Origin of the sequence: Paraburkholderia sp. GAS32 (genome assembly GCF_050434225.1) — a bacterium.
Taxonomy (GTDB): domain Bacteria; phylum Pseudomonadota; class Gammaproteobacteria; order Burkholderiales; family Burkholderiaceae; genus Paraburkholderia; species Paraburkholderia madseniana.
On record NZ_JBNPVS010000035.1, the window covers coordinates 72170 to 96506 of the forward strand.

At 62.8% G+C, this 24337-nt stretch carries 26 protein-coding genes; 17 read left to right on the top strand and 9 right to left on the bottom strand.

Annotation, left to right across the window (positions count from 1 at the left end; translation table 11 throughout):
• The first annotated feature begins 103 nt into the window (after nucleotides 1–103).
• Nucleotides 104–670, top strand: a complete 567-nt coding sequence (locus P3T25_RS33180) for a YbhB/YbcL family Raf kinase inhibitor-like protein (RefSeq protein WP_171927754.1) — start codon at nucleotides 104–106, stop codon at nucleotides 668–670.
• Nucleotides 671–739: 69 nt separating this feature from the next.
• Here the strand turns inward: P3T25_RS33180 and P3T25_RS33185 are convergent, their stop codons facing one another.
• The gene (locus tag P3T25_RS33185) at nucleotides 740–1735 is read right to left on the bottom strand and encodes an aldo/keto reductase (protein WP_154565212.1); all 996 of its coding nucleotides are present in this window, start codon (nucleotides 1733–1735) and stop codon (nucleotides 740–742) included.
• A gap of 189 nt (nucleotides 1736–1924) precedes the next feature.
• Between P3T25_RS33185 and P3T25_RS33190 the strand changes: the two genes are divergently transcribed.
• Nucleotides 1925–2614, top strand: coding sequence for a nitroreductase (locus P3T25_RS33190; protein ID WP_429361219.1), 690 nt, complete (start codon nucleotides 1925–1927; stop codon nucleotides 2612–2614).
• Between the two features lie 47 nt (nucleotides 2615–2661).
• Nucleotides 2662–2973, top strand: a complete 312-nt coding sequence (locus tag P3T25_RS33195) for a high-potential iron-sulfur protein (protein WP_266256492.1) — start codon at nucleotides 2662–2664, stop codon at nucleotides 2971–2973.
• Between the two features lie 40 nt (nucleotides 2974–3013).
• Here P3T25_RS33195 and P3T25_RS33200 read toward each other — a convergent pair whose 3' ends face one another.
• Complete coding sequence (locus P3T25_RS33200; protein WP_097395052.1) at nucleotides 3014–3364, bottom strand: DOPA 4,5-dioxygenase family protein; 351 nt, start codon at nucleotides 3362–3364, stop codon at nucleotides 3014–3016.
• A 1001-nt stretch (nucleotides 3365–4365) separates the two neighbouring features.
• Between P3T25_RS33200 and P3T25_RS33205 the strand changes: the two genes are divergently transcribed.
• From P3T25_RS33205 to P3T25_RS33235, 7 genes are all read left to right on the top strand, one after another.
• Nucleotides 4366–4839: a hypothetical protein gene (locus P3T25_RS33205; protein WP_154565208.1), complete on the top strand. Its 474-nt coding sequence runs from the start codon at nucleotides 4366–4368 to the stop codon at nucleotides 4837–4839.
• 139 nt (nucleotides 4840–4978) lie between these two features.
• Nucleotides 4979–5341 (top strand): hypothetical protein, encoded by a 363-nt coding sequence (locus P3T25_RS33210; RefSeq protein WP_429361222.1) that lies wholly within the window; start codon nucleotides 4979–4981, stop codon nucleotides 5339–5341.
• 92 nt (nucleotides 5342–5433) lie between these two features.
• Nucleotides 5434–6729: a TolC family protein gene (locus P3T25_RS33215; protein WP_429361224.1), complete on the top strand. Its 1296-nt coding sequence runs from the start codon at nucleotides 5434–5436 to the stop codon at nucleotides 6727–6729.
• Between the two features lie 11 nt (nucleotides 6730–6740).
• Nucleotides 6741–8291 carry an efflux RND transporter periplasmic adaptor subunit gene (locus tag P3T25_RS33220; RefSeq protein WP_429361226.1) on the top strand — a complete coding sequence of 517 codons (1551 nt, stop codon included), beginning with the start codon at nucleotides 6741–6743 and terminating at the stop codon, nucleotides 8289–8291.
• Nucleotides 8288–11494 (top strand): efflux RND transporter permease subunit, encoded by a 3207-nt coding sequence (locus P3T25_RS33225; RefSeq protein WP_429361228.1) that lies wholly within the window; start codon nucleotides 8288–8290, stop codon nucleotides 11492–11494. Before P3T25_RS33220 ends, P3T25_RS33225 begins: the two co-directional genes overlap by 4 nt.
• The gene (locus P3T25_RS33230; protein ID WP_266256450.1) at nucleotides 11491–11841 is read left to right on the top strand and encodes a copper-binding protein; all 351 of its coding nucleotides are present in this window, start codon (nucleotides 11491–11493) and stop codon (nucleotides 11839–11841) included. The genes P3T25_RS33225 and P3T25_RS33230 overlap by 4 nt, the downstream gene beginning before the upstream one ends.
• Nucleotides 11842–11981: 140 nt before the next feature.
• Nucleotides 11982–12263, top strand: coding sequence for a hypothetical protein (locus P3T25_RS33235; protein ID WP_429361231.1), 282 nt, complete (start codon nucleotides 11982–11984; stop codon nucleotides 12261–12263).
• A 40-nt stretch (nucleotides 12264–12303) separates the two neighbouring features.
• Here the strand turns inward: P3T25_RS33235 and P3T25_RS33240 are convergent, their stop codons facing one another.
• Nucleotides 12304–14265, bottom strand: coding sequence for a hypothetical protein (locus P3T25_RS33240; protein ID WP_429361233.1), 1962 nt, complete (start codon nucleotides 14263–14265; stop codon nucleotides 12304–12306).
• A gap of 291 nt (nucleotides 14266–14556) precedes the next feature.
• Entirely contained in the window at nucleotides 14557–14712 is a 156-nt protein-coding gene (locus tag P3T25_RS33245; protein ID WP_257021160.1) for a glycine zipper 2TM domain-containing protein, read from the bottom strand.
• A 263-nt stretch (nucleotides 14713–14975) separates the two neighbouring features.
• On the opposite strand from P3T25_RS33245, the gene P3T25_RS33250 reads away from it, so the two are divergent.
• The 5 genes from P3T25_RS33250 to P3T25_RS33270 all read left to right on the top strand — a co-directional run bounded on the left by P3T25_RS33250 (nucleotide 14976) and on the right by P3T25_RS33270 (nucleotide 18262).
• Nucleotides 14976–15329: a YciI family protein gene (locus tag P3T25_RS33250; protein WP_154565200.1), complete on the top strand. Its 354-nt coding sequence runs from the start codon at nucleotides 14976–14978 to the stop codon at nucleotides 15327–15329.
• A gap of 155 nt (nucleotides 15330–15484) precedes the next feature.
• Complete coding sequence (locus P3T25_RS33255) at nucleotides 15485–15898, top strand: YciI family protein (RefSeq protein WP_429361235.1); 414 nt, start codon at nucleotides 15485–15487, stop codon at nucleotides 15896–15898.
• Nucleotides 15899–15960: 62 nt separating this feature from the next.
• Nucleotides 15961–16488: an SRPBCC family protein gene (locus P3T25_RS33260; RefSeq protein ID WP_429361237.1), complete on the top strand. Its 528-nt coding sequence runs from the start codon at nucleotides 15961–15963 to the stop codon at nucleotides 16486–16488.
• 84 nt (nucleotides 16489–16572) lie between these two features.
• Nucleotides 16573–16980 (top strand): VOC family protein, encoded by a 408-nt coding sequence (locus P3T25_RS33265; protein ID WP_266256454.1) that lies wholly within the window; start codon nucleotides 16573–16575, stop codon nucleotides 16978–16980.
• Nucleotides 16981–16984: 4 nt separating this feature from the next.
• Nucleotides 16985–18262, top strand: a complete 1278-nt coding sequence (locus P3T25_RS33270) for an RNA polymerase sigma factor (protein ID WP_429361240.1) — start codon at nucleotides 16985–16987, stop codon at nucleotides 18260–18262.
• Nucleotides 18263–18427: 165 nt separating this feature from the next.
• Here P3T25_RS33270 and P3T25_RS33275 read toward each other — a convergent pair whose 3' ends face one another.
• The 5 genes from P3T25_RS33275 to P3T25_RS33295 form a co-directional block, all read right to left on the bottom strand.
• On the bottom strand, nucleotides 18428–19006 hold the full coding sequence (locus P3T25_RS33275) for a DUF4337 domain-containing protein (RefSeq protein ID WP_429361242.1): 579 nt from the start codon (nucleotides 19004–19006) through the stop codon (nucleotides 18428–18430).
• A gap of 184 nt (nucleotides 19007–19190) precedes the next feature.
• Nucleotides 19191–19376, bottom strand: coding sequence for a DUF1427 family protein (locus P3T25_RS33280; RefSeq protein ID WP_233469077.1), 186 nt, complete (start codon nucleotides 19374–19376; stop codon nucleotides 19191–19193).
• 46 nt (nucleotides 19377–19422) lie between these two features.
• A complete protein-coding gene (locus P3T25_RS33285) occupies nucleotides 19423–20388 on the bottom strand; it encodes a quinone oxidoreductase family protein (protein ID WP_429361244.1) in 966 nt (321 codons plus the stop codon).
• Between the two features lie 272 nt (nucleotides 20389–20660).
• Nucleotides 20661–21500, bottom strand: coding sequence for an AraC family transcriptional regulator (locus P3T25_RS33290; protein WP_429361246.1), 840 nt, complete (start codon nucleotides 21498–21500; stop codon nucleotides 20661–20663).
• A gap of 109 nt (nucleotides 21501–21609) precedes the next feature.
• Nucleotides 21610–22554, bottom strand: coding sequence for an AEC family transporter (locus tag P3T25_RS33295; protein WP_429361249.1), 945 nt, complete (start codon nucleotides 22552–22554; stop codon nucleotides 21610–21612).
• A 127-nt stretch (nucleotides 22555–22681) separates the two neighbouring features.
• On the opposite strand from P3T25_RS33295, the gene P3T25_RS33300 reads away from it, so the two are divergent.
• Both P3T25_RS33300 and P3T25_RS33305 read left to right on the top strand, forming a co-directional pair.
• Nucleotides 22682–23548 (top strand): LysR family transcriptional regulator, encoded by an 867-nt coding sequence (locus tag P3T25_RS33300; RefSeq protein ID WP_168435893.1) that lies wholly within the window; start codon nucleotides 22682–22684, stop codon nucleotides 23546–23548.
• 183 nt (nucleotides 23549–23731) lie between these two features.
• The gene (locus P3T25_RS33305; RefSeq protein ID WP_154565187.1) at nucleotides 23732–24268 is read left to right on the top strand and encodes a GNAT family N-acetyltransferase; all 537 of its coding nucleotides are present in this window, start codon (nucleotides 23732–23734) and stop codon (nucleotides 24266–24268) included.
• Nucleotides 24269–24337: the final 69 nt, after the last annotated feature.

Sequence of the window (24337 nt, forward strand, 5' to 3'; positions counted from 1 at the left end):
AATAAAGCGCCCGATCGATACGTTTGTCACCGGTGGCCGTGACGCGCGTTTGTTGCGGCACGACTTTTTCAGCTTAGCTAACTTATACCTAGGGCAGCCAACGATGATTCGAAGCGATACCGCTGGCGTTGCACGACGCCTGTTATTGGTCAGCACGTGTGCGGTGCTGACTTTTGCTGCAGTGAGTGCCCGCGCGGCCGATGCATTCGCGCTGTCGTCGCCGGGTGTGGCCGACGGCGGCACGCTGGATTCGAGCCACGCGGCGAGCGCGAATAATTGCGGTGGCGGGAATGTGTCGCCGGCCTTGCAATGGCGGAACACGCCTGCCGGCACGAAGAGTTACGCCATTACTATTTTCGATCCGGACGGCGCGAAGGGTCTGGGCATTGTGCATTGGGTGTTGTATGGAGTCGCACCGTCGGCGACCGGGCTCGGCGCGGGTGCGACGCCGGCCGGTAGCGTGGCCGGAACGAACCGGACGGGTGGCCCTGGCTATTACGGACCGTGCCCGCCAGTCGGGGACGTACCGCATCACTATGTTGCGCAGGTCTATGCGCTTGATTTACCGCCCGACGCATTGCCGGCGGGATTGACGCGCGACGCGTTGCAGGCGGCCATGAAGGATCATGTGCTTGCTGCGGCGAGTACGGTGCTTCGATACGGACGGTGATCGGGTGGTGGTTTCTATACCTTCGATGGCGGCGGCCAGGCAACCGAAGCCGCCGTCAAAGGCACCCCACTATCGGGCCGCATCACCCCATCGATACTCCAGACTCACCTCATCAAGCTGTGCCTTAACCTGTGCGTCGAGCACAAGCTCCGAAGCCGCCAGCGTATCGCTCAACTGCTCAGCGCGACTAGCGCCGATAATCGCCGACGTAATCAGCGGATTGGCCAGCACCCACGCAAGAGAAACCCGAGTCAAAGACTCGCCCGTCGGCGTGGCGATCGCCTTCAGTTTCTCGATCGTTTCGAACTCGCGCTGATGCCAGTACCGCTCCTGATACATGGCCCCCGCCTTCCCGACGGTTTCGGTGAATCGCCCGGACGTGGGCGCAGCATCCACCCGATGCTTACCGGTCAGCAAACCACCCGCCAGCGGGTTATACGGCATCACGGCTAATTGCTCTTCATCCGCCAAAGGCAACAACTCCCGCTCGATCTGCCGGAACAACAGGTTATAGCGGGGCTGCACCGATACAAACCGCGCCACGCCCAGCACGTCGGCGCGACCCAGCGCCCGTGCCAGCCGATACGCCAGGAAATTCGACACGCCGATGTACCGCGCCTTCCCGGAGCGCACGATCACGTCCAGTGCTTCGAGCGTCTCATCGAGCGGAGTGTTCGCGTCGTCGGAATGGAGCTGGTAAAGGTCCACGTAGTCCGTGCCGAGCCGCCGCAGCGATGCGTCGATCGCATCCAGCAGATGTTTGCGCGACGCGCCTTGATCCCACGCTGACGGCCCCATCTTGCCGACCGCCTTCGTGGCCAGAATGAAGCGGTCGCGTTTGCCCTTCAGCCACCGTCCGACGACCTCTTCCGTGCGTCCGGCAATACTTTCGTCGGCGCCGAGCGGATAAACGTCGGCGGTATCGATGAAGTTCACGCCGGCGTCCGCCGCTGTGTCGAGAATCCGCCGCGAAACGTCTTCTTCAGTCTGCAGGCCAAAGGTCATCGTGCCGAGACACAGGTGCGAAACGGTCAGGCCGGTGCGGCCGAATTTGCGGTATTGCATGGTCAACTCCAAAGATGGACGGGACAGTTGCGGTAGGCGGTGTTGTAGAAAGGATAAACGGTGTCGCGATTTCGTGTTCGGCCGCCGGCACTCGCCCGGAACCCTGCCCGGCCGCCAGCGGAAAAGTGGGCGCTCGCGCTAGAATCGGCGCAGACCGCCAAAACCGTTGGCCCTGCCGGATTTCTGCCGATGACCACGTCCCCCAACCAGGTCGACGCCGCGTTGATATCGCGGCGGTCGATCCGCGCCTTTCTGCCCACGCCGGTTGCGCGCGCCGATATCGAGGCGATTCTCGAAGCGGCCAGCCGCGCCCCTTCGGGCACCAATACTCAGCCGTGGAAAGTGTATGTGGTGACGGGCGAGTCGCTCGCGCGCCTGTCGCAGGCTCTGGTCGCCGCCTATGACGACCCTCAGCGCGATGCGCTGTATCAGGAAGCGTATCGCTACTATCCGCACCAATGGGTGTCGCCGTACATCGACCGCCGCCGCAAGATCGGCTGGGATCTTTACGGCCTGCTGGGCATCGAAAAGGGCGACAAGGCGCGCATGCATGAACAGCATGCACAGAACTACCGGTTCTTCGGCGCGCCGGTCGGCCTGTTCTTCACGATCGAGCGGGTGATGGAGCGCGGTAGCTGGCTCGACTACGGCATGTTCCTGCAAGCGATCATGACGGCGGCGCGCGGGCGCGGCCTCGATACCTGTCCGCAGGCGGCCTTTACGCAGTTTCATCGGCTGATTGCCGAGCATCTCGGCCTGCCGGCCGAAGAGCAACTGGTATGCGGCATGTCGCTAGGTTTCGCCGACGAAAGCGCGCTGGTCAATACGTTGCGCACGGATCGCGAACCGGTTGAACGGTTCACGCGATTTCTCGATTGAACCCGATCCACGGGCATCCCCACTTCCCATCTTCCCATCGGACCATGATGAAAACCTCACGCCGCCATTTTCTGATGCTGAGTGTGGGCGTGAGCTCATCGCTCATGCTGTCCCGCGTCGCGTTCGCCGACACCGCGAACGCACTGAGCGAAGCCGATCCGAAGGCGCAGGCCGTCGGCTATAAAGAGGACGCGTCAAAAGTCGACAAGGCGAAATTCCCTGGCTACGCCGCCGGACAAACCTGCGCCAACTGCTCGCTATTCCAGGGTAAGGCTACCGACGCCTACGGTGGTTGCACGCTGTTCGGCGACAAGCAGGTCGCCGCGCGTGGCTGGTGCAACTCGTACTCGAATATGTGACCGGGCTAGCGGCTGTTCGCAGCTACGCGTGCCTTGGCACCTAGTTCAAAGCGCTCAGCACGAGCTCATGCGAACGGCCGATCCACAGCGCCGCGTCGCGGTGGTCCCGTAAGGCATCGCCGGTATTCGGGTGCAGAAAAATATCGAGCGCGCCGTGATTCAGCGTGAGCCAGCCGACGAGCTCGGCGAACTGCTCCTGCGCGAATGCGAGCTGATACGACCACATCGGGTGCGGCCCGACCGGGCGTTCGTGAAAGCGCCCCATTTGCAGTTTGCCGTTCCAGTGTGCTTCGATTTGCTCGCGAAAGGTCCACGCGGCGTCGCGGCTACCTGAATCGAAGTAAACATGGGCGTGCCAGCTTTCGATGGCCGAGGTGTCGCGAAAGGTCATAGCGGGTTTCGTACCGTCTTTGTCAGACGGTCATTCTGCTCGAATTTAGGCTGACGCGTGCGGTGCGCGCCGCATCAGAAACTCTATTTCCTCTTCGGCGACGATTTCGAAGCCCAGGCGCTCGTACAGGCCACGCGCCTATGTTTCGGTCGCCCAATCTCACGGCTCAAGTCTGAAGAAACCGCGACACCGCGGCGATTCGGCAAACTGGCCTGCCAATTCCCCTCGTTTCGCGCAATTGCATTCTCGTGCGTTCACGTAAACTGTTTTCCATGGAGCGACAAGTCACCGAGCCCATCGACGCGGTCTTCCCCCGCGTTGTTTTGAACCGTACCGTTGATGGCAGTTTGCCGCGTTTGACCAACGTGGCAGGGCAGTAAAGCAGTAGGAAGTCGAAGCAATGCAAATAGTGCGCAATCGCAGCAGCCATGCGCACGGCTCAGCAGGGGGTTGCAGCGAGGCGATGTTGATGGCGAGGAACCGAGCTGTAACGCAATACCGCAATACCGCCGTAAAGCAATACCGCCGTAAAGCAATACCGCCGTAAAGCAGTACCGCAATACCGCAGCAAAGCAATAATGCAGTAGCGCAGTAGCAGTTCAGGTAGCAACAGCTTTGGTAGTCTGTGGTGGTTATAAAAGTCGGCAAGCATCCACGCGCCTGTACGACTCCTCCATCCTGTCCGGCCCTGTTCCCTCGCGGGAACAGGGCTTTTTTTCGTCGGCGCGGCCAATGTGACTTGTATTTACCCGATCCGAACCTATATGGCAGCGTTACGTTTCCGGCCAGCCGTAGCGGAAAATCTGCTCGCGCGTGGCGAGACGCTGCGCACATTCGAGACTTTGAGTTGTTTAAGTCTGTCTTAATAGTTGCTTGCCATGATGGCTACACAGACTCACATTAAGGGCCTGTCAAGCCGCCGGCGCATCGGCGGCGTTTGCCACCGGAGAGCACACCATTCGGTGGCAAAGCCGAGAGTTAGCGAAGGAGGTTGAATCGATATGTCCAGTAAATCGCGAGTCCGCAAGCACACCCAGCCGGCCATGTCCCCGCTGTTGCGCGCGCTGACCTATAGCCGCACTGCCCACGAGCCAGTCACCGCGGCGATGCTCCTGCAGTGCTACACCGCCCTCGATGCATTCCGGCGCGGTCGAGGCACGCGGGATTTGCACCTGACCTTGAGCCGGCATCTGCTGGTGTCGCAAGAGTTGGCGCGTCTTGGCCTCGGTGAAGACGTTATTGCCGATATCGAAAGCGCGCATGCGGCGATGGTGCAACTCGACGCGCGTGAGCATCAAGACGGCGCCTGGCTGCTCGAAGACAGCGAATACGCCCGTCTTTGCACCGCGCTGGCGATTCTGGATGGGCAACTGTCGGTCGCATCGTTGAGCGAGATTGCGAACGCGGAGACGAAGATGATCGAGGGGTTGATGAGATCGGCCCATACGCAAGCGATTGTCGAAGCGACCGTTTAAGCAACGTCGCGCTCTGCCGCAAGCTAACGCTCAAACGAAGAACGCCCCGCATGGGGCGTTTTTTCGCATCAGCGCTGATCCTGCTGTTGTTAGCCAATCCGACGCACCCGGTTAATTTACTCCGGCTATAATCTCCGGCATGAAATTTCTGCGGACTTTGCTCCTCTTGTTGCTATGCGCTGCGCTGCCCATTAGTGGGCTGGCGGCCAGCGGCTTGACGGGAGAATGTCCGATGCAGATGAGCATGAGTGCCGACGAGAGCGATGCGATGTCGGCTGACATGTCCGGCTGCGAGTCGATGCATTCGTCGCAGCCCGAAAAAGCCAAGGGCTTTTTCTGCAAGGTAATGGCTCAATGCCAAATCGGCAGTCTGTATCACCCGGTCTCTCCGACTGGAATAACCCGGCCTGCCGGGTTGTTGAGCACCGTTGTTTTCCACTACGCGCAGTCGCTGCCGGTCCGTGAGCCGACCGGACCGTGGCGACCTCCTCGCGCCATCTAATCCCTTGCTGACAGGTTCGCCGCATTTGCGGTGAGGTCGTCCTGCGTTCAGGACGTGGACTCCCTTTGGGAGTTCGCCGTTGGGGTTAGAACATGCCATTCATTTTTCGCACGCCGTCAACCCGGCGTGCACCACTGCGCGCGCGTTCGCTTTTCGCCGCGCTGATTCTCACGAGCGGCGCGGCACACGCTCAGCAAGCAAGCTACACGCTCGATGCGGCGCTTCAGGCCGCCACCGACCGCTCTTCCGCCATGGGAGCCGCACAGGCCTCCGTACGCGCCAGCTCAGATGCCGCCGTTCGGGCCGGGCAACTGCCCGATCCGATGCTCAAAGCGGGTATCGACAACCTGCCGGTGAACGGATCGCAACGTTTCACCATCGGTCAGGACTTCATGACCATGCGCCGCATCGGCATCGAGCAGGAATGGGTATCCGGTGATAAACGCCGCCTGCTCTCCGCCCGGGCGAACGATGTGGTGGACCGCGAGCGCGCCGGCTATCTGCTGCAGCTCGTGAACACACGACAACAAACGGCGACTGCCTGGTTGAACGCCGTCTATGCAAAGCAGGCGCTCGCGTTGCAGCAGGAGCTGGTGCGTCATATGGATCACGAACTGGACGCGACGAAAGCGTCTTACCGGGGAGCCAAGGCAAGCGCAGCCGACGTCGTGCAAGCGCAGACGATGCTTGCGCAGACGCAGGATCAGCTACTCAAAGCACAACAGACATTTCAAACCGCGCTGATCGGCCTGTCCCGCTGGACTGCTACGCCTGTTCTCGATGTGAGCGGCGATCCGCCCGCGCCGCAATCGTATGTGTCGTCTCTGCCACCCGACGAGCTTCGCGACGTTCAGCCGGTGCTTGTGGCCGCTTCGCGGGACATCGCCGTCGCCGATGCCGATACGGCTGTCGCCAACAGCAACCGCAGTCCCAACTGGACGTGGGAAGTCTCTTATCAGCAGCGCGGCGGGCAGTACTCGAACATGGTTTCGGTCGGCGTCAGCATTCCGCTGCCGATCAATCGCAAGAATCGCCAGAACCGCGACGCCGACGAGAAGGCGGAACTCGGCACCAAAGCGCGGCTGATGTACGAAGACACGCAGCGGCAAGTCGAAGCGGATATCCGCACGCAGTCGGCGACGCTTGCCAGCGGCCGCGAGCGCATCACCCATCTCACCGACTCCCTGCTGCCCGCTGCGGACCGGCGCGTCCAGCTCGCGGCCGCGGCCTATCAGGCGGGTAGCGGGTCGCTTGCGGAAGCGTTTGCTGCCCGACGTGCATTGCTCGACGCTCAGCTACAGGTGCTCGACCTTCGGCGCGAGGTGTCCCAGACCTGGGCCCAGCTCGAATACCAGGTCGTGCCCGCGTCGATGTCCATCAGCCAGTGAAGGAGCACACCATGCAAAAGAAACAACTGGCACGCGCGGTTCTCATTGCGTTCGCCGCCGCCGCTTTGTTAGGCGCAGGCTACCTGGCCGGCACGCGTCATTCCACGCAGGCGGGTTCGGCTTCTGCCGCCACGATGCCCGCCGCGACATCTGCGGCAGGCGACAAAATCGACGCGAAAACGGGTCGCAAGGTGCTGTACTGGCACGACCCGATGGTTCCGAATCAGCATTTCGACAAACCGGGCAAGTCGCCTTTCATGGACATGCAGCTCGAACCCGTCTTCGCCGATGAAGCAGGCACGAGCGGCGTCAAAATCGATCCGGGCCTGCAGCAGAACCTCGGCATCCGCTACGCGACCGCGCGACGGCAGGACGTGACCGAAGGATTCGATGCCGTCGGGACCACGCAATTCGACGAATCGCGCGCCGACGTGGTGCAGTCGCGCGTTACGGGCTACATAGACCGCTTGTACGCGGACGCACCGATGCAACGGATAGCGAAAGGCGCGCCGATCGCGTCGCTCTTCGTGCCGGACTGGCTGGCGCCGCAGGAAGAGTACCTCGCGCTCAAACGCAGTGATATGGACAGCGGCATGCTTGACGCGGCTCGCGCGCGCATGCGGGCGATGTCGATACCGGACGGCGTCGTTGCGAATCTCGACCGGAGCGGCAAGGCGCAGACACATGTCGTGCTGACCTCGCCGGAAACGGGTGTTGTCAGCGAGCTGAACGTCCGCGATGGCGCGATGGTGACGCCCGGGCAAACGCTCGCCAAGATCGCCGGTCTCTCGACGTTGTGGCTCATCGTCGAAATACCGGAATCCCTTGCGCTGACCGTGCAGCCCGGCATGACGGTCGACGCGGCATTCGCGGGCGATCCCACTCAGCACTTCAAAGGGCAGATCCGCGAAATCCTGCCGGGCATCAGCACGAGCAGCCGCACGCTGCAGGCTCGTCTCGAGATCGACAACGCCGCGTTCAAGCTGACGCCGGGCATGCTGATGCGCGTGCGGATCGGTGCGCAGAAACCGGCCTCGCGCCTGCTCGTTCCATCGGAAGCGGTCATCACGACCGGCAAGCGCACCGTGGTTATCGTCAGGAACGGTGATGGCCGTTTGCAGCCGGTGAATGTCACCGTCGGCAAAGATGCTGGCGACGAAACCGAAGTGTTGAGCGGTTTGACCGATGGCGATCAGGTCGTGGCGTCCGGCCAGTTTCTGATCGATTCGGAAGCCAGCCTCAAATCGGTTCTGCCTCGCCTCGCGGGGAGCGCAAACGCAGACCCGAGCGGGCCCGCGCCCGCATCCGCACCCGTCGCGACAGGTGCATCCCAAACGTACGAGACCACCGGCAGGGTCGAAAAGGTGACCGCTGAAGACATCACCTTCTCCCACCAGCCGGTCCCGGCTTTGGGCTGGGGCAAGATGACGATGGCATTCGGTAAACCGTCGCCCACGGCCTTTCCGGACGCAAAACCCGGTGACGTAGTGCACTTCGCATTCCGGCAGACGGACGGCGGCTACCAGTTGACGACAGTCGAACCGGTAGGAGGCGCCAAATGATCGCGCGTCTTATCAGATGGTCGATTTACAACCGCTTTCTGGTCTTGCTTGCCACCGTGCTCGTCACGGCATGGGGCGTCTACTCGGTGATGCAAACGCCGCTCGACGCGCTGCCTGACTTGTCCGACACGCAGGTCATCATCAAGGTGTCGTACCCGGGCAAGGCGCCACAGGTCGTCGAGGACCAGGTCACCTATCCCCTCACCACGACCCTGCTGGGCGTACCGGGGGCGAAAACCATTCGCGCGTATTCGTCATTCGGCGATGCGTTCGTCTACGTCCTGTTCGACGACAAAACCGACCAGTATTGGGCGCGTTCCCGTGTACTCGAGTATCTGAACCAGGTGCAGAGCAGGTTGCCTTCAGGCGCGACGGTATCGCTTGGGCCTGATGCAACCGGTGTCGGTTGGGTCTACGAATATGTACTCGTCGACCGAAGCGGACAGCACGACCTGGGACAGCTTCGCGCCCTGAACGACTGGTTCCTGAAGTTCGAACTGAAGTCGGTACCGGATGTGTCCGAGGTCGCGAGCATTGGCGGCATGGTGCGTCAATATCAGGTCGTCCTCGACCCGGACAAACTGCGCGCTTACGGCATCACGCAGGCGATGGTCGCCGACGCGTTAGGCAAGGCGAATCAGGAATCGGGCGGGTCAGTCGTCGAGATGGCGGAGTCCGAATACATGGTGCGCTCGTCCGGTTACCTGCGCACTATGGATGACTTTCGCAACGTCGTCCTGCGTACGAACGAAGCCGGTACGCCCGTGCTGCTGGGCGACGTCGCGCGTATTCAGATCGGACCCGAGATGCGGCGCGGCATCGCAGAGCTGAACGGGCAGGGCGAAGTTGCGGGCGGCGTCATCGTGATGCGTTCCGGCAAGAACGCGTTGACCACCATCGATGCGGTGAAGGCAAAGCTCGCCGAGCTGAAGCGTTCGCTGCCCGCGGGCGTGGAAGTCGTGACGACGTACGACCGCTCACAGTTGATCGAACGCGCGGTGGATAACCTGAAGGACAAGCTCGTCGAGGAATTCATCATCGTTGGGCTCGTTTGCGCGGTCTTTTTGTTCCATCTGCGCAGTGCGTTCGTCGCGATCCTGTCGTTGCCCCTGGGCGTGCTGGCCGCCTTCATCGTGATGCGGTATCAAGGCGTGAACGCGAATCTGATGTCGTTGGGCGGCATTGCAATTGCCATCGGCGCGATGATCGACGCGGCCATCGTGATGATCGAGAATGCGCACAAACATCTCGAAGCGTACGACCACGCGCATCCCGGCAACGCGATCAGTTCGGCTGAACGTTGGGAACTCATCGCCACGTCGGCCGCGGAGGTCGGGCCGGCGCTGTTCTTCTCGCTGCTGGTCATCACGCTGTCGTTCATTCCGGTGTTCTCGCTCGAAGGCCAGGAAGGCAAGCTGTTTTCCCCGCTGGCGTTCACGAAGACCTACACGATCGCAGCGGCGGCGGGCCTGTCGGTGACGTTGGTGCCGGTGTTGATGGGTTTGCTGATCCGCGGCCGTATTCCGCACGAGAACGCGAACCCTATTAATCGCGTACTGATACGGCTCTATCGCCCGTTGCTGGAGGCGACGTTGCGTCGACCGTGGGTCGCGATCGGTGTGGCGCTGGTTGCGCTCGCAGCGTCCGCGATTCCGCTTTCGCGGCTCGGCGGCGAATTCATGCCGCCGCTCGACGAAGGCGATCTGCTGTATATGCCGACGGCGCTGCCGGGCATCTCGACGGAGAAAGCGAGTGAACTGCTGCAGCAGACCGACCGGCTCATCAAGACCGTGCCGGAGGTGCAGACCGTGTTCGGCAAGTCCGGCCGAGCGGACTCGGCGACCGACCCCGCGCCGCTCGAGATGTTCGAGACCACGATTCAGTTCAAACCACGCAGCCAGTGGCGGCCGGGCATGACGCCGGAGAAGCTGGTCGACGAATTGGACCGCACCGTCAAAGTGCCGGGGCTCTCGAACGTGTGGGTTCCGCCTATCCGCAATCGGTTGGACATGCTGTCGACAGGCATCAAGACGCCGGTCGGCGTCAAGATTTCGGGCCCCGACCTCGGGCAAATCGACAAGGTGGCAACGCAGGTCGAAGCAGCGGTCAAGACCGTGCCCGGTGTGACGTCCGCACTTGCCGAGCGCCTGAACGGCGGCAGATACATCGACGTCGATATTGACCGGCTGGCAGCGGCACGTTACGGCCTCGCGGTTGCCGATATCCAGTCGATCGTGTCCACCGCGGTCGGCGGTGAAAACGTCGGCGAGGTCATTGCCGGCCGGGAGCGCTTTCCGATCAACGTCCGCTATCCACGCGAGATCCGCGATTCGCTCGAGAAGCTGCGCGAGCTGCCAGTCGTAACCGAGCGTGGCGCGCAAATCCAGCTGGCTGACGTGGCGCACATCACGATTGCCGATGGCCCGCCGATGATTCGCAGTGAGAACGCGCGGCTCGCCGGTTACGTGTACGTCGATATCCGCGACACGGATCTGCATTCGGCCGTGCAGGCCATGCAGCGCGCGGTCGCAGAGAAAGTGACACTGCCCGCGGGCTATTCGATTGCGTGGTCCGGTCAGTTCGAATATCTGGAGCGAGCGGCGGCGAAGTTGCGCACCGTTATTCCCGTGACGCTGGTGGTCATTTTCGTGCTGCTTTTTCTGACGTTCAACTCCGTGGGTGACGCGCTTCTGCTGATGTCGACGGTGCCCTTCGCGCTGGTCGGCGGTTTCTGGTTTATCTGGATGCTGGGGCATGCCGTGTCTGTTGCGACCGCCGTGGGATTTATTGCGCTCGCGGGCGTGGCCGCGGAGTTCGGTGTCGTGATGCTGCTTTACCTGAAGGGCGCGTTGAATCGCAGACTCGACGCAGGCGAGCCGCTGACCGAAACGCTGCTTCTCGATGCGATTCGAGAGGGGGCAGTGCAGCGTGTGCGTCCCAAGGCGATGACGGTTGGTGTCGTGCTTGCCGGTCTCATACCCATCATGGTCGGGCACGGCGCCGGCTCGGAAGTCATGCAGCGCATCGCCGCGCCGATGGTGGGCGGGATGATCACGGCGCCCATTCTTTCGATGTTGGTCATTCCCGCAGCGTGGTTCCTGCTGCAACGCCGCCGCGCGAAGCGTCTGCCCGACGCGCGGCTTTCTCACGCAGTACCTTCCGGCACAGCCGTGCCAACTACTCAAACTGGAGAACTTCAATGAAGAAATGGATTGTTGCGTTTGCTGCTTTCGGCGCCATTGCTGCGGCCCCCGCGTTTGCGGGCGACGATATGGCGGGGATGAACATGTCCATGAAGCCGGCGGCTTCAAAGGACTCGCCGAATGCGGCGCTCACGGATGCGGAGGTGAGAAAAGTGGACCCGGCCTCCGGCATGGTCACGCTGAAACACGGCGCGCTGCAAAACGTCGGGATGCCGGCCATGACCATGGCCTTCAAGGCGAAGGATGCCGCGATGATCAAGCAGATTCACGAAGGCGACAAGGTGAAGGTCCGCATTGAAGACGTCGACGGCACGATGACCATCGTGAAGCTGGAAAAAGCGTCGTGATGCGTCGTTGATGCAAACTCGCGGGCTTGTTGCTTGGGCCTGCGAGTTTGCAGGACTACGGCTGGGCCGATGGCCGATTGAGCTCCTGCGCTAAACTCTCAGAACGCCCGGTGACGGCGACTCACAAGGAGACAGGTGTCATGGAACGCTCTGAATTCCTCGCAGTCACGCGGCAACTAGCCGCCGCCGCTGAGCTTCTAGCCAAGGCCGGTCCAGAGGACTGGCGATTCGACGCGTTCCAGATGCTCGCGTTCTTTCGCCGATACGACCAGCCGGGTTCCGGTTCGAACGCAGTCGCAACGTCCAACGACGAACTGTTCGCGAGCACCGGCCACGCCGCACTGACGATGGCGGGACGCAACGAGTTTGCTGCGTCCCACGCACTTCTCGAGCAGGCCCGGTCGCTGTTGCCTTCGGCATGAAAGCCGCTGCGACGGGGCGGCGTTTCTTGTTTGTCCTCCTCTAGTCGTTGTACTTCGTCAAGTCGTAGTACGTGATCCCATTCTGCCCGCCACCCAATTGCACGAGCCGCGAACCACCGGACGTCAACGCCGGGAACGGGCAGTTCGTGCAAGTCTGTACGCCCCCGGCATTGACTCCCGCAAAGACGGTGGTTTGAAACTGGCCGACCGATGTGTTGTTCGGCGCGCTGATCGAGAAGCCATCGATTGCAGTCGTCGAGCCGGAGCCCGTTCCAGGGGAGGCCTGAATCTGCACTGACGTCACCGGATACGCGAGATTCTGTCCGTTCACGAGGCTCGACCACGTCACGCTCATCGCGTACTGCGCGCCGGCCAGCGACCCGGCTGGCGTGAGGAACTGGGTCGCGAAGTCCGGCAGTAGCGTCGGCCACGCAACCGCGCTGCCCGCCGCCGCGTTCAACGGGCTGCCCGGATTGATGATCGACGACTGGCCGAGCTGCACGCCGTTCTGGTCGTAGAACGTCACGGTGTAGGTCGAGTAGAGGGGCACGGTGCTCGCGTCGATCGATTGCGCCGAGTAGTAGCCGCTCGAAGCCGCCGGCGTGAAGTTCGCGGTCGACGACAGCGATTGCCATGACCAGCGATACAACTCCGTATTACTGCTGGTCGTCGCCGGCGGAACCGGCGCCGCGCTCAACGGCAAATCCGACAGACCCAGCGAGCTGATGCCGAGCGCATTGCGCTGCATCAGCCAGACCGGCGCAGCGAGGCCAGGTCCCGTGACGGAAGCCGAATACACCGTCGGATTCGAAGTGGTCGGAATCGCAATCTTAAGACCCGACTCGTACCGGTTCACATCATTCAGCTTCGAATCGAGGAAGGTGCGACGCTGGATTTGCGACATGATCGACACAGCGAATTGCGACTGATTGCCGATCAGATCCCAGCCGAGTTGCGTGCCGTTGGCGAGCGTGACGGGCGTGGAGAGCTGTTGCGCAATGGTGTAGAGCACACCGGCTGCCGTGCCGCTCGCCAGCGTGACCGGCAACTGCACGAGCGCAAGCTGCTTGCCGTTGCGTGTGAAGAAGGCGAGTGTCTTCGGCGAACCGAACACCGCACCATTGAAGGTCGCTTCCGTCAGACCGTGGGCTACGGCCAGATCGGTCGAACCGCTTTCGAGGTAGGCGGAGTCGATGGCCGGCGAGCACGACGTGTTGAGCGTACCGGTCGCCGCGCAGGCCGTCAGCAGAGACGCCAGCGGCTCCAGATAGTTGGCCGCCGCGGGCGGCGCTGCCAGCGTGACCGATTGGGCAGTCTGGTTGTTCAGCGCGACCGTCGTGCCCGGCGTCGCGTTCGATAGCAGCAACAGGCCGCCGTTGGCCGCCGACACGACCGACACCGTGTCGATCACCGCATCGGCGCCGGTGTGGTTCGGCGTAAAGGCCACGCCGATGGGATCGAAGCCCGCCGTCTGGATGCCGTTCTGCGCGAGGATTTTCGTCAGTATCGCGTCGAGCGTGATGGTGGCGATCTGCACGGACGGCAGCGTCACCTTGGCCAGCGCCGTGGTGGACGCGAGGTCGAGCGGGTTGCCCGAAGCGGTCAGCATGGCGGCAATCGCCGTGGTCAGCGTGGTGACGTTGGCGACTGCCGGCGCCGTGCCATTGGGCAGTTTGGCGAGCACGGAGACGAGCGGGGTAGAGATGCCGGTGGCGTCGGTGGCGACGATCAGGAACGGCGCGGTCATGCCTTTCACCGAGATCGTGTACGCGCCCTGGGTGTTGGTGGTTGCCGTGGCCTGAGCGCCGGTCGCATCGGTCAGCGTGACGGTTGCGCCCACTACGGCGCTGCCGGTGGCGACCGTGCCGTTCACCGAGGTAGCCGTGACCGTCGGCGTGCTCGACGATGTTGAGCTGGAACCGCCGCCGCCGCAACCGCCGAGTTGGAACAACGCAAAGGCCACTGCGGCCGCGACGCCGCTACGCACTAACGATCGATGCATGAATTTCCCCGATACCCTGTTTATATGATTCGTTTGTTATGTCGGCAGATTATGCCGATAAGTTTAATTGCATTTGTCGCGCCGGTTTATCGGATTAAAAGCAGATTATTTGCTGCCTTTAATCCACGCGTAATGCGTTCACGACGCGCTTAAGCGCGTTGGGAGAATACTTCAAAGTGGCGTTGTCGTGTCACGTGAGAGAGCGGCTGAATAGGAGAATATGAAGGGTGGTCGCGTTTGCGAACCCGTCATATTCTCTGATCGAATTGTTTCAGGCAGTTCAGGCTCAAATTACTTGCCCAACTCGTGCCCGATAATCCCGCCGGCTACTGCGCCGCCGACCGTGCCGACCGCGCTGTGATTGGTCGCCTCGTTGCCGATGACGCCGCCTGCTGCCGCACCGCCAAGGGTGCAGCCGGCCGTCAATGTCAGTAGCGCCAATGCCATTGCAATGACGCCCAGGATAGATTGATTTCGCATGATGTCACCTCGGATGTGTATCGATACAACCGAAGCAGCAATCCACGTGCCGCATCAGTATTACGAGTGTCCGTAGGGCTTGCGGTCCATCGGTGCCCGGGCAGTGAAACGGGTTTGCTGGAGTCATCCGCGCTTGCTAGACTGCCTTTCGCAACCCAACTGTAAGCGCGCTCTTGCCGTCATACGCCTCGCTGGCGTTCACGCCCACGGCGCGATCAATCGGAGACGCCATGTCTTACATGCTGCTTATCGTCGAACCCCCGAATCAACGCGTCGAACGTGGTGAGCAGGCGGGGCGCGAGGTTTATGACCAGATGGTGCGTTTCGCCACCGGCCTCAAAGAGCGCGGCAAGCTGGTCGCAGCCGAAGCGCTGACCTCCACGAATGACGCCGTGCGCGTGCAGGTGCGCGATGGTCAAGCGAAACTGCTCGACGGCCCGTTCGCCGAAGCCAAGGAAATGATCGGCGGCTTCTACCTGCTCGATTGTGAAACCCGTGAAGAAGCGGTGGCGATCGCGCAGGCCTGCCCGGCGGCCTCGTGGTGCACCGTCGAAGTCCGCAAGCTCGGGCCTTGTTTCCTGTAAGCGGGTTTGCCCGTTCGCAACTATTTTCTGGGGGTTTTCCCTAGGCTGGCGACAAACATGTCGATCCGGCCGCGCATCGCTCGTCGTGTGAGTAAGGAGCCAGCAATCAAATAACGGCTCTCCACCAACCACACACCACCCAAGGAGCGATTGCGATGCGATTCATGATCATAGTCAAGGCGACTGCTGTCAGCGAAGCGGGCGGCCAGCCGGACGAAGCCCTGATGGTGGCGATGGGCGCCTACCATGAAGAACTGGCCAAGGCCGGTGTGCTCCTCGACGCAACAGGCCTGAAACCGAGTTCGAAAGGCTGGCGCATCCACTACAGCGGAGGCAAGCGCACGGTGATTGACGGCCCGTTCGCGGAAACCAAGGAATTGATCGCCGGCTACACGCTGATTCAGGTTCGCTCCCGCGAAGAAGCCATGGAATGGGCGCGGCGCTTCCCGGCGCCGTTCGGCGAGCAGGCCGAAGGCGAAATCGAAGTGCGGCAACTGTATGAACTCGAGGACTTCGAGCCGAGCCCGGAAGTGGACCGCTTCCGCAAGCTGGACGCAGCCAAACATTAATCGCGACGCCGATCCGACCGCACGAACGCGGCGCCGATCCGGCCACATCGAGAGGATTCATCATGCTCAAAGTTATTCTGATCACCGTCGTTGCGGCGGTGGGTCCGCTGCTCATCTACGCGGCGACGCGCCCCGACAACTTTCGCATCGAACGCAGCGTGCGCATCGAGGCGCCGCCCGAGCGGGTCTACGGGTTGATCGACGATCTGCATCAGTTCAATCGCTGGAATCCGTTCCTGCGCAAAGATCCCGCGGCGCAGGGCACTTATAGCGGCACGCCGAGCGGCAAGGGTGCGCGCTATGCGTGGCAAGGCGAAAAGGTTGGGGTGGGGCAGATGGAGATCGTCGACACGGCGGCGCCGGCGAACGTGACGATGAACCTCGATTTCATCAAGCCGTTCGAAGCGCATAACATCGCTGATTTCACGTTGAAGCCGGAGGCCGGCGCGACTCAGGTCACCTGGGCGATGCATGGGCCTGCGCCGTTTCTGTCGAAGCTGATGCAGGTGTTCGTCAGCATGGACCGCATGGTCGGCAAGGATTTCGAAGACGGCCTGGGCAATCTGAAAACGCTGGCCGAGGCAAGCTGAATACGCGGGATCGCTGTATGCGTGGCGCAGTGCGATGCACTGTGACACCCCGGCGAGCCCACAACCCGATCACTGGATTCCATCATGCATAAGCAGATCTACGTCAACCTCGCCGTCGACGACCTCGAACGGTCGAAGGCATTTTTCAGCACGATCGGTTTCAGCTTCGAGGCGCAATTCACCAACGAGCAGGCCGCGTGTCTGATTATCGGCGAGAACCTCTACGCGATGCTGCTGGTCAAGGACCTGTTCAAGTCCTTCACGCGCAAGTCGCTTTGCAATCCGAAGGAAAGCACCGAGGCCTTGTTGGGTCTCTCGTGCGAGAGCCGGGGCGAGGTGGATGCGCTGGTCGCGAAGGCGCTCGCTGCCGGCGGCACGGTGCCGCGCGCGCCGCAGGACTACGGCTTCATGTACGGGCACGGCTTCGAAGATATCGACGGACATATCTGGGAGCTGATCTACATGGATCCGAACGCCAAGGCAGCGGGCTGATCCCGTGACAAAACCGGCCACCCATCGTGCCATCGAGGCAGTCTGGCGGATCGAATCCGCCAAGGTCATCGCCCACGTCGCGCGGATCGTGCGTGACGTGGGGCTCGCCGAAGAGCTGGCGCAGGATGCGCTGGTGGCGGCGCTCGAACATTGGCCCGACGCTGGCGTGCCCGACAACCCGGGAGCGTGGCTGATGGCGACCGCGAAGAACCGCGCCCTCGACCGCTTGCGCCAGGAGGCGCTGCATGCCCGCAAGCGTGAGGAGTTGGGCCACGATCTCGACGCAATGGAGGCGCACCTCGTGCCGGATTTCGTCGATACCCTCGATGCCGCACGCGCCGACGATATCGGCGACGACTTGTTGCGCCTGGTGTTCACGGCATGCCACCCGGTGTTGTCCACCGACGCACGTGTCGCGCTGACGCTGCGCCTGCTCGGCGGCCTCACTACGGACGAAATCGCGCGCGCGTTTCTCGTGCCTGAGCCGACAATCGCGCAGCGCATCGTGCGGGCCAAGCGCACGCTGTCAGCGGCCAAAGTGCCGTTCGAGGTGCCGCAGGCGGATGCGCGTGCGCCGCGGCTCGCGTCGGTGCTTCAGGTGATCTATCTGATTTTCAACGAAGGCTATTCGGCCACAACCGGCGACGACTGGATGCGTCCGGCGTTGTGCGAGGAAGCGCTGCGGCTTGGGCGGGTGCTGAGTGGGCTCGTGCCGGACGAAAGCGAGGTGCATGGCCTCGTCGCGTTGATGGAAATCCAGGCGTCGCGTACGCGTGCGCGCACCGATGCCGAGGGCCGGCCGGTGCTGTTGCTCGACCAGGACCGCAGCCGCTGGGACCCGCTGCTGATCCGCCGCGGGTTGGCCGCGCTCGGCACCTCGCACGCGTTGGGCGGTGCGAGTGGGCCGTATGCATTGCAGGCGGCGCTGGCCGCGTGTCATGCGCGTGCACGCCGTGCCGAGGAGACTGATTGGGCGCAGATCGTCGCGTTGTACGACGCGCTCGCGCAGGTGACGCCTTCGCCGGTGGTGGAGTTGAATCGTGCGGTGGCAGTCGGCATGGCGTTCGGACCGGCTGCCGGTCTGGAAATCGTCGACGCGCTCGCCGCCGATGCAGCGCTCGCGAACTATCACTGGTTGCCGAGCGTGCGCGGCGATCTGCTGGAGAAACTCGGCCGTGTGGAAGAGGCGTGCGCCGAATTCGAACGCGCTGCCGGCATGACGCGCAATGCGCGCGAGCGTGAACTGTTGCTCGAGCGTGCTGCGCGCGGCCGCGCGCATTGAACCGTACGTAAGTAACTTACCGGATCAACTGACGCCGCACCCAACGCGACGATCAGGCCGCCGCACACGCGATCGATCCACGCCTTGCAGCGCCGATACTGCGGGGCTGCAGTGTGCGCAACCGCGACGAAGTTCGGGCCGGGGATCACCACGCCGTTCGCGTAATTACGCCGAAAAGAACGCCACAACGGCAGTGATCACACCCGCAGCCGCAATCCCAAACGACAGATTGCGCAGCCATTTCTTGCGGGTCAGCAACGTGATCGCGCACAGAGCGATGGCCACCTGAATCAAGGTCGTGGCCTGCGCCCAGCGATGATGGCCATGCAGCAGCGCTTCGCTCTTGGCGTCGTTGTCCACGACTTCCTTTTCGATCGCTTCAGCCTTCGCTCGGATCGGCTCTTTCTGCTGCTTGTACTTGTCGACGTCGGCGACGAACTTCGCGTGCGCATCGGTATTGCCGAGCGACAGCGCCGCACCGAGTTCAGCGAGATTCTCTTTCTCGCCCTTGGCCTGGTAGTAGTTCCATTGATTCGACGCTTCGGTCTTTTTAATGGCGGCTTCGTTCTTGTAGTACAGCGCCAGGTTTTCGCTGTTGCCGCTCTGGTAGGCGCACAGTGCGCCGATCGTCGCGAGGATCGCCGTCATCACGGCCATTCGGCTCGCAAAGGGATCCGCGTCATGGTGGCCGGCGTGTTCAACCGCATGGTCGTGCGGACCATGCACTTCATATTCTTCAGACATCTGATTCTCCGAGTGAAGCTTTTCTTGTGATCTCCGGGCAGCGCGCATGGCGATGGCACATGCGCGGGCGATGCTGCAAGCGCGGCTCTCCGGCCCGGCGGGCTCCATCTTAGCGTGCGGCGCCCGGTGATGGAAAAGCTATCGGCGCGAAGCGATGTCGACGACAGACGTTAATCAGAGGACGTCAGTGAATACCGACGGCCAGCCACGTCCGCACGAACGGGATCATATGCTCGCCGGCCAGCATGCCGAGCAACCCGGCCAGGGCGATGGTCGGCGGCGCGGGCGATTTCACCTGCATTACGCTGTAGATCAAACCGACCACGACGCCGGCCACGAGCGAGATCAAATACGCTTTCATGTTGTTCATACCCATCTGAAATGCGGGCAGCCGCGCCCGCCGGTCGTTTCGGCAATTACATCGTGATGACGACGCGGCCGCGCGTGCCGGCGGCCACCGCCTCGTAGGCCTCGCGTGCCCGTTCGAGCGGGAATGCCTGCGCGATGGCCGGCCCTTGAAGCTTGCCGCTTTCGAAACCTTCCACCAGTGCCGTCATCAACGGCGCCGATTCGGCGACGACCAGCTTGGCGCTGTCCACGCCGAGCAGTTGCGTTTCGTTGTGATAGAAATCGATCAGGTCGAATTCCACGCGGCGTTTGCCCGTGGCGCTGATTTCCAGCACCCGGCCGCGGCGCTTCACGAGACTCAGTGCGGTCTCGAAGGCGACGCCGCCGACCGTGTCGTACACCACGTCCGCGCCGGCGCCGCCGGTCAGCGCCTTCAGGCGTACGGCCACGTTTTCGTCGAACGGAATGTAGTCGTCGACCAGCCGGCCCGCGGGCGTTTCGGCGCAGAGCAGATGGCGGTCGACCGCGATCACGCGCGCGCCCCGCGCTTTCGCGATCTGCACCACTGCGCCGCCGACGCCGCCGCCCGCACCAATCACGGCAATCGTCTCGCCCGCTTGCAGGTCTGCATACTCGACCGTGCCGAGCCACGCGACCACGAAGTTCACGCCGATCGCGGCGGCCTCAGTGTGGCTGAGCGTGGTGGGCTTGCGCGACAGCGCGGCGAGCGGAATCTTGATGAACTCGGCGTGCGTGCCGTCGCGTGTGAAGCCGATATCGCCGCCGGTACCCCAGACTTCTGCGCCGAGCCATTCGGCGGGGCCGGCGGTCACGACGCCGCTGAAGTCGCGGCCAGGCGTGCGCGGCAGGACGGTGTGGTCGAAATGGCCGGACACGTTCTTGACGTCGCTTGGATTCACCGAGGCCGCCTTGACCTGCACGACGGCACTGTCCGCGTCGGCTTGGGGCGTCGGCAGATCGACGTAGTCGAGCACCTCGGGGTTGCCAAAAGTCTTGAACTGAATCGCTTTCATTGCGTGTCACTCCTGTTGGGTCTTGCGCTGCGTCGTGCAGCCGATGAGCGTAGTCTAAGTGGCCGGTACGGAGGCGTTGAGACAAGGACTTTCGAATTTCGGACAAGACGTGCTGTGCGGCGGCTTACTGGCCTCGCTGGGCGTCGTTAGGCCGGCAGCGCAAACGGCTTGGCCGACGGCGGAGGGCGCGGCTGTTAGCACGATTCGTTAAGCCGCCAGCGAGCGCTGGCTTAGCTGCAAGGGCGAATCTTGCTACCGTCAGCGCGTATAACTTACCCGTCAGTGGACAGTTTGTCTCGCGCCTGCTCCGGCGAAGCTTCAGAAGCCGCCTCGCTGAGCGTACCGCTCGGATCGAAGCCAGTTGGCGGCGCGCCTAACTCGCGGCGGAACATGTCGCTGAAGCTGCTCGGCTGGAAGCCCAGCGAGCGCGCAATGCTGCTGACCGGGCGTCCTTCGGCGAGACCTGACACGGCCACTGCCAACTGCACCTGACGCCGCCATTCGGCAAACCCCACTCCCAACTCACGCGTGAAGAGACGCGCCAGCGTGCGCACGCTGGCGCCGACCGAGGCCGCATGCTGTTCGAAGCTGATCGCGATCGAAGGGTTGTCGATCACCGCGCGGCACAACGCGTCGAGCCGCCGGTCGGAAGCATCGGGCAGCGCGATGCGCAGTGACGAGCGCGGCGCGTGCCCCAGCTCCAGCATTGCGAGACGGTACGCCGCTTCAAGATAGGTTTCGTCGCGCGCGAGCGAACTCTCGTGCTCCGCAATCGACGTGATGAGTTCGCGCAGCAGGCCGTTGATCTCGAACACGTCGCTGCGCCGGCTCAGATGGCCGACGTTGCGCTCGTGGAGGTAGAGATTGCGCATCTCCACCTCGCTCATCATGTGGATGGAGTGCACCGTGCCGGCCGGCAACCAGACCGCGCGCTGCGGCGGCACTACCAGCGCTTCGCGGCCGACTTCCACCCACATCACGCCCGACACCGCATAGAGCACCTGTGCCCACGTGTGCGAATGCGGGTCGATGCGCAGCCCACGCGGATAGCACCGCGCGAGGGAGCGGGCGTCGGCGTCGTCGTGAAGTTCAGGTGGGCGGGCTTTGGGCACGGCGGTTCGGTTCGCTGTTTGCTCTTTGCGGATGGGGGGCGCGGACCTTGGTGGTCCGTGTGTGAAGCATAGCGCGAGGCGTGGAGCGGCGGATATTCTCTGGTTCCGCTTACGTGCGATGCCCCATCACCAGCAGCAGCAACGACAAGGTCACCACCGACCCCACCGTCGACAGCAAAATCGTGCGCGACGTGATGTGCGCTTCGCGTCGATAGAACTCGGCCAGCATGAATGGGCCGGTGCCGGTGGGCAGCGCGGCCAGCACGACGGCCATCTCGACCAGTGTGGCTGAGAGCCCGAACACGCGCGCCGCGAGCCACCAGGTCAGCGCCGGCTGCCCCAGCAGCTTGACACCGGTCAGCAGCAGCGAGATGCCGCCCGCACCCGCCTCTGACGGGCGCTTTTCCGCGAGGAACAGGCCAAGGCTGACCAACGCACAAGGACTGGCGGCGCCGCTCAGCAGCTTCAGAAACGTCTCCGCGCTTTGCGACAAGGCGACGTGGGTGCTCGCCAACAGCACACCCGCAATCGGCGACACGATCAACGGATTACGCGCCAGCGATCCCAACACCTTCAACCCTAGCTTGTGCGGCGTGCGTTCGGTCTGCAGGCCGACTTCGATCAGCACGATGGCAAGCGCAAAAAGCACGCACGCGACGAGGATCGTGGCGATCGTGGTCGGTGTCAGGCTGGCTGAGCCGAACGCGATCATGCCGAGTGGGAAGCCGATGTAGCCGGTGTTCGGATACGACGCTGCAATCGCATCGACGCTTGCGTCGGCCAGATGCCGGCCGCCGATCATACGCATGGCGAGAATCGGCAGAAACGCGCCGAGGCATCCGATCGAAAACGCTGCGACGAAGGCCGGCTGATAAAGCTGTTGCCATGTGGCATGCGCCATCGTGTCGAACAGCAGCGCCGGCAGCGCCAGCCAGACGACGAAGCGGTTCAGTTCGGACGCGCTGCTCGGTCCGAGCACGCCGCGTCGGCGGCATGCAAAGCCCGCGAAAATCAGGCCGAACACGGGAAGCAGAATCTCGAGAGTAGCTAACATCGATTAGAAAGAAAGCGTGGGTGCAGGGAGCGATGCGCCAGCGTAGTGGCTTGCGTTGATACAATCCAATACTGTTTTCTGCCATCAACAATACCTTTTCTGCATCGTCATTCAGCGTGAGGACGTTGTGATCGATATCAAGCCGCTACGCTACTTCGTGACACTCGCCGAGACGCGCCATTTCGGCCGCGCGGCGGCGCGCCTGAATCTGTCGCAGCCGCCGTTAAGCCGGCAATTGGCGGCACTGGAGGCGAACCTGGGTGTGACGCTGCTCGAACGCAGTCCGCGCAGTGTCACGCTGACCGCGGCGGGCGAGCGCTTTTACGCCGATGCGAAGGCGATTCTGGCGTCCGTGGAACAAGCCGTTAGCAATGCCCAGGCGGCGGCGCATGGCGACGCTGGCAAGCTCGCCATCGGCTTCACGATGTGCGCCGCGTACAACGTCGTACCCGGCTATGCGCGCGCGTTCGGCGCCGCGTTTCCCGAGGTCGCATTGAACCTGCGCGAGGTCGTATCGAACGATCTGGCCGCGCAGGTGCTGACCGGCCAGATCGACGCCGCGATCATGTTTCCAAACGTGCCCGACAAGGGCATCGTGACCCGGACGATCCTCCGCGAGCCTTTGTGTGTGGCCTTGTCGCGCAGCCATCCGCGAGCGCGAGCGCGGCGTCTGAAGATCGCGCAACTGGCGGGCGAGCCATTCGTGCTGGCGTCCGAGGAAGTCGCGCCGAGCTTGCGCACGACCATTCTCGAGCATTGCCGCTCAGGCGGCTTCGAGCCGGATATCCGCTTCGAAGTGCAGTTGCAGCAGACCGTGCTCAGTCTCGTCGATGAAGGTGTAGGGGTGGCGCTGGTGCCGGCCTCGATGCGCAAAGCGCAACTCGCGGGCGTGGTGTTCCGGCCGCTGGTGGATGCGCCGCTGATCGAGCAGGTGCTGGCGTGGTCGCCGGCCAATCGCAATCCGTGTCTGGCGCGGTTTCTCGAGATGGCGTGAGGGGCGGTTTCATGAATTCGCCAGACGGTCCGTGGCGGTTGCAGGGTCGGCCGGATCGGCTGGATAGCGCATGGCGTCCTGCTTTTTGGCGGCGAACCTGGCGCGCAAAAAATCTGCGATCATCCCAGGCACTCTTCAACGCTTCTCAACCTCATAGCATCTACGCCAACCACCCGCCCGCCTATGTCCAACCGCCCCACGCTTCTCACCACCGACCGCCTGATCATGCGTCCGCACGCGCGCGACGATTTCCTCGAGAGCTATGCGATGTGGTCTGATCCCGAAGTGATCCGCTACATTGGCGGCAAGCCGTTTACGCGCGAAGAAGTCTGGGCGCGCCTGCTGCGCTACGCCGGGCATTGGGCGATGCTGGGATACGGCTATTGGGTGGTGCGGGAAAAGAACAGCGGCCGGTTCCTGGGCGAAGTCGGTTTTGCCGACTACCACCGTGAGATCGAGCCTTCCTTGCTGGACACACCGGAAATCGGTTGGGCGCTGGACCCCGCCGTCCACAACCGCGGCTACGCGACCGAAGCCGTGCGCGCTGCGCTCGGTTGGGCCGATGCAAATTGGCCTGGCGGCGAGACGGCCTGCATCATCGCGCCGGAAAACCAGCCTTCGCTGAACGTCGCGCGCAAGTGCGGTTACCGTGAGCAGCTTCGCACGACGTACAAAGGCAACCCGACCATCGTGCTGCGGCGAACGGCAGGCGTTGCCTGAGCCGTCGCGCGGCACTCGCCTGAAGTCTATTGAATCTCTGAAGTCTCGGGATCGACGAGCCGGCCTTCT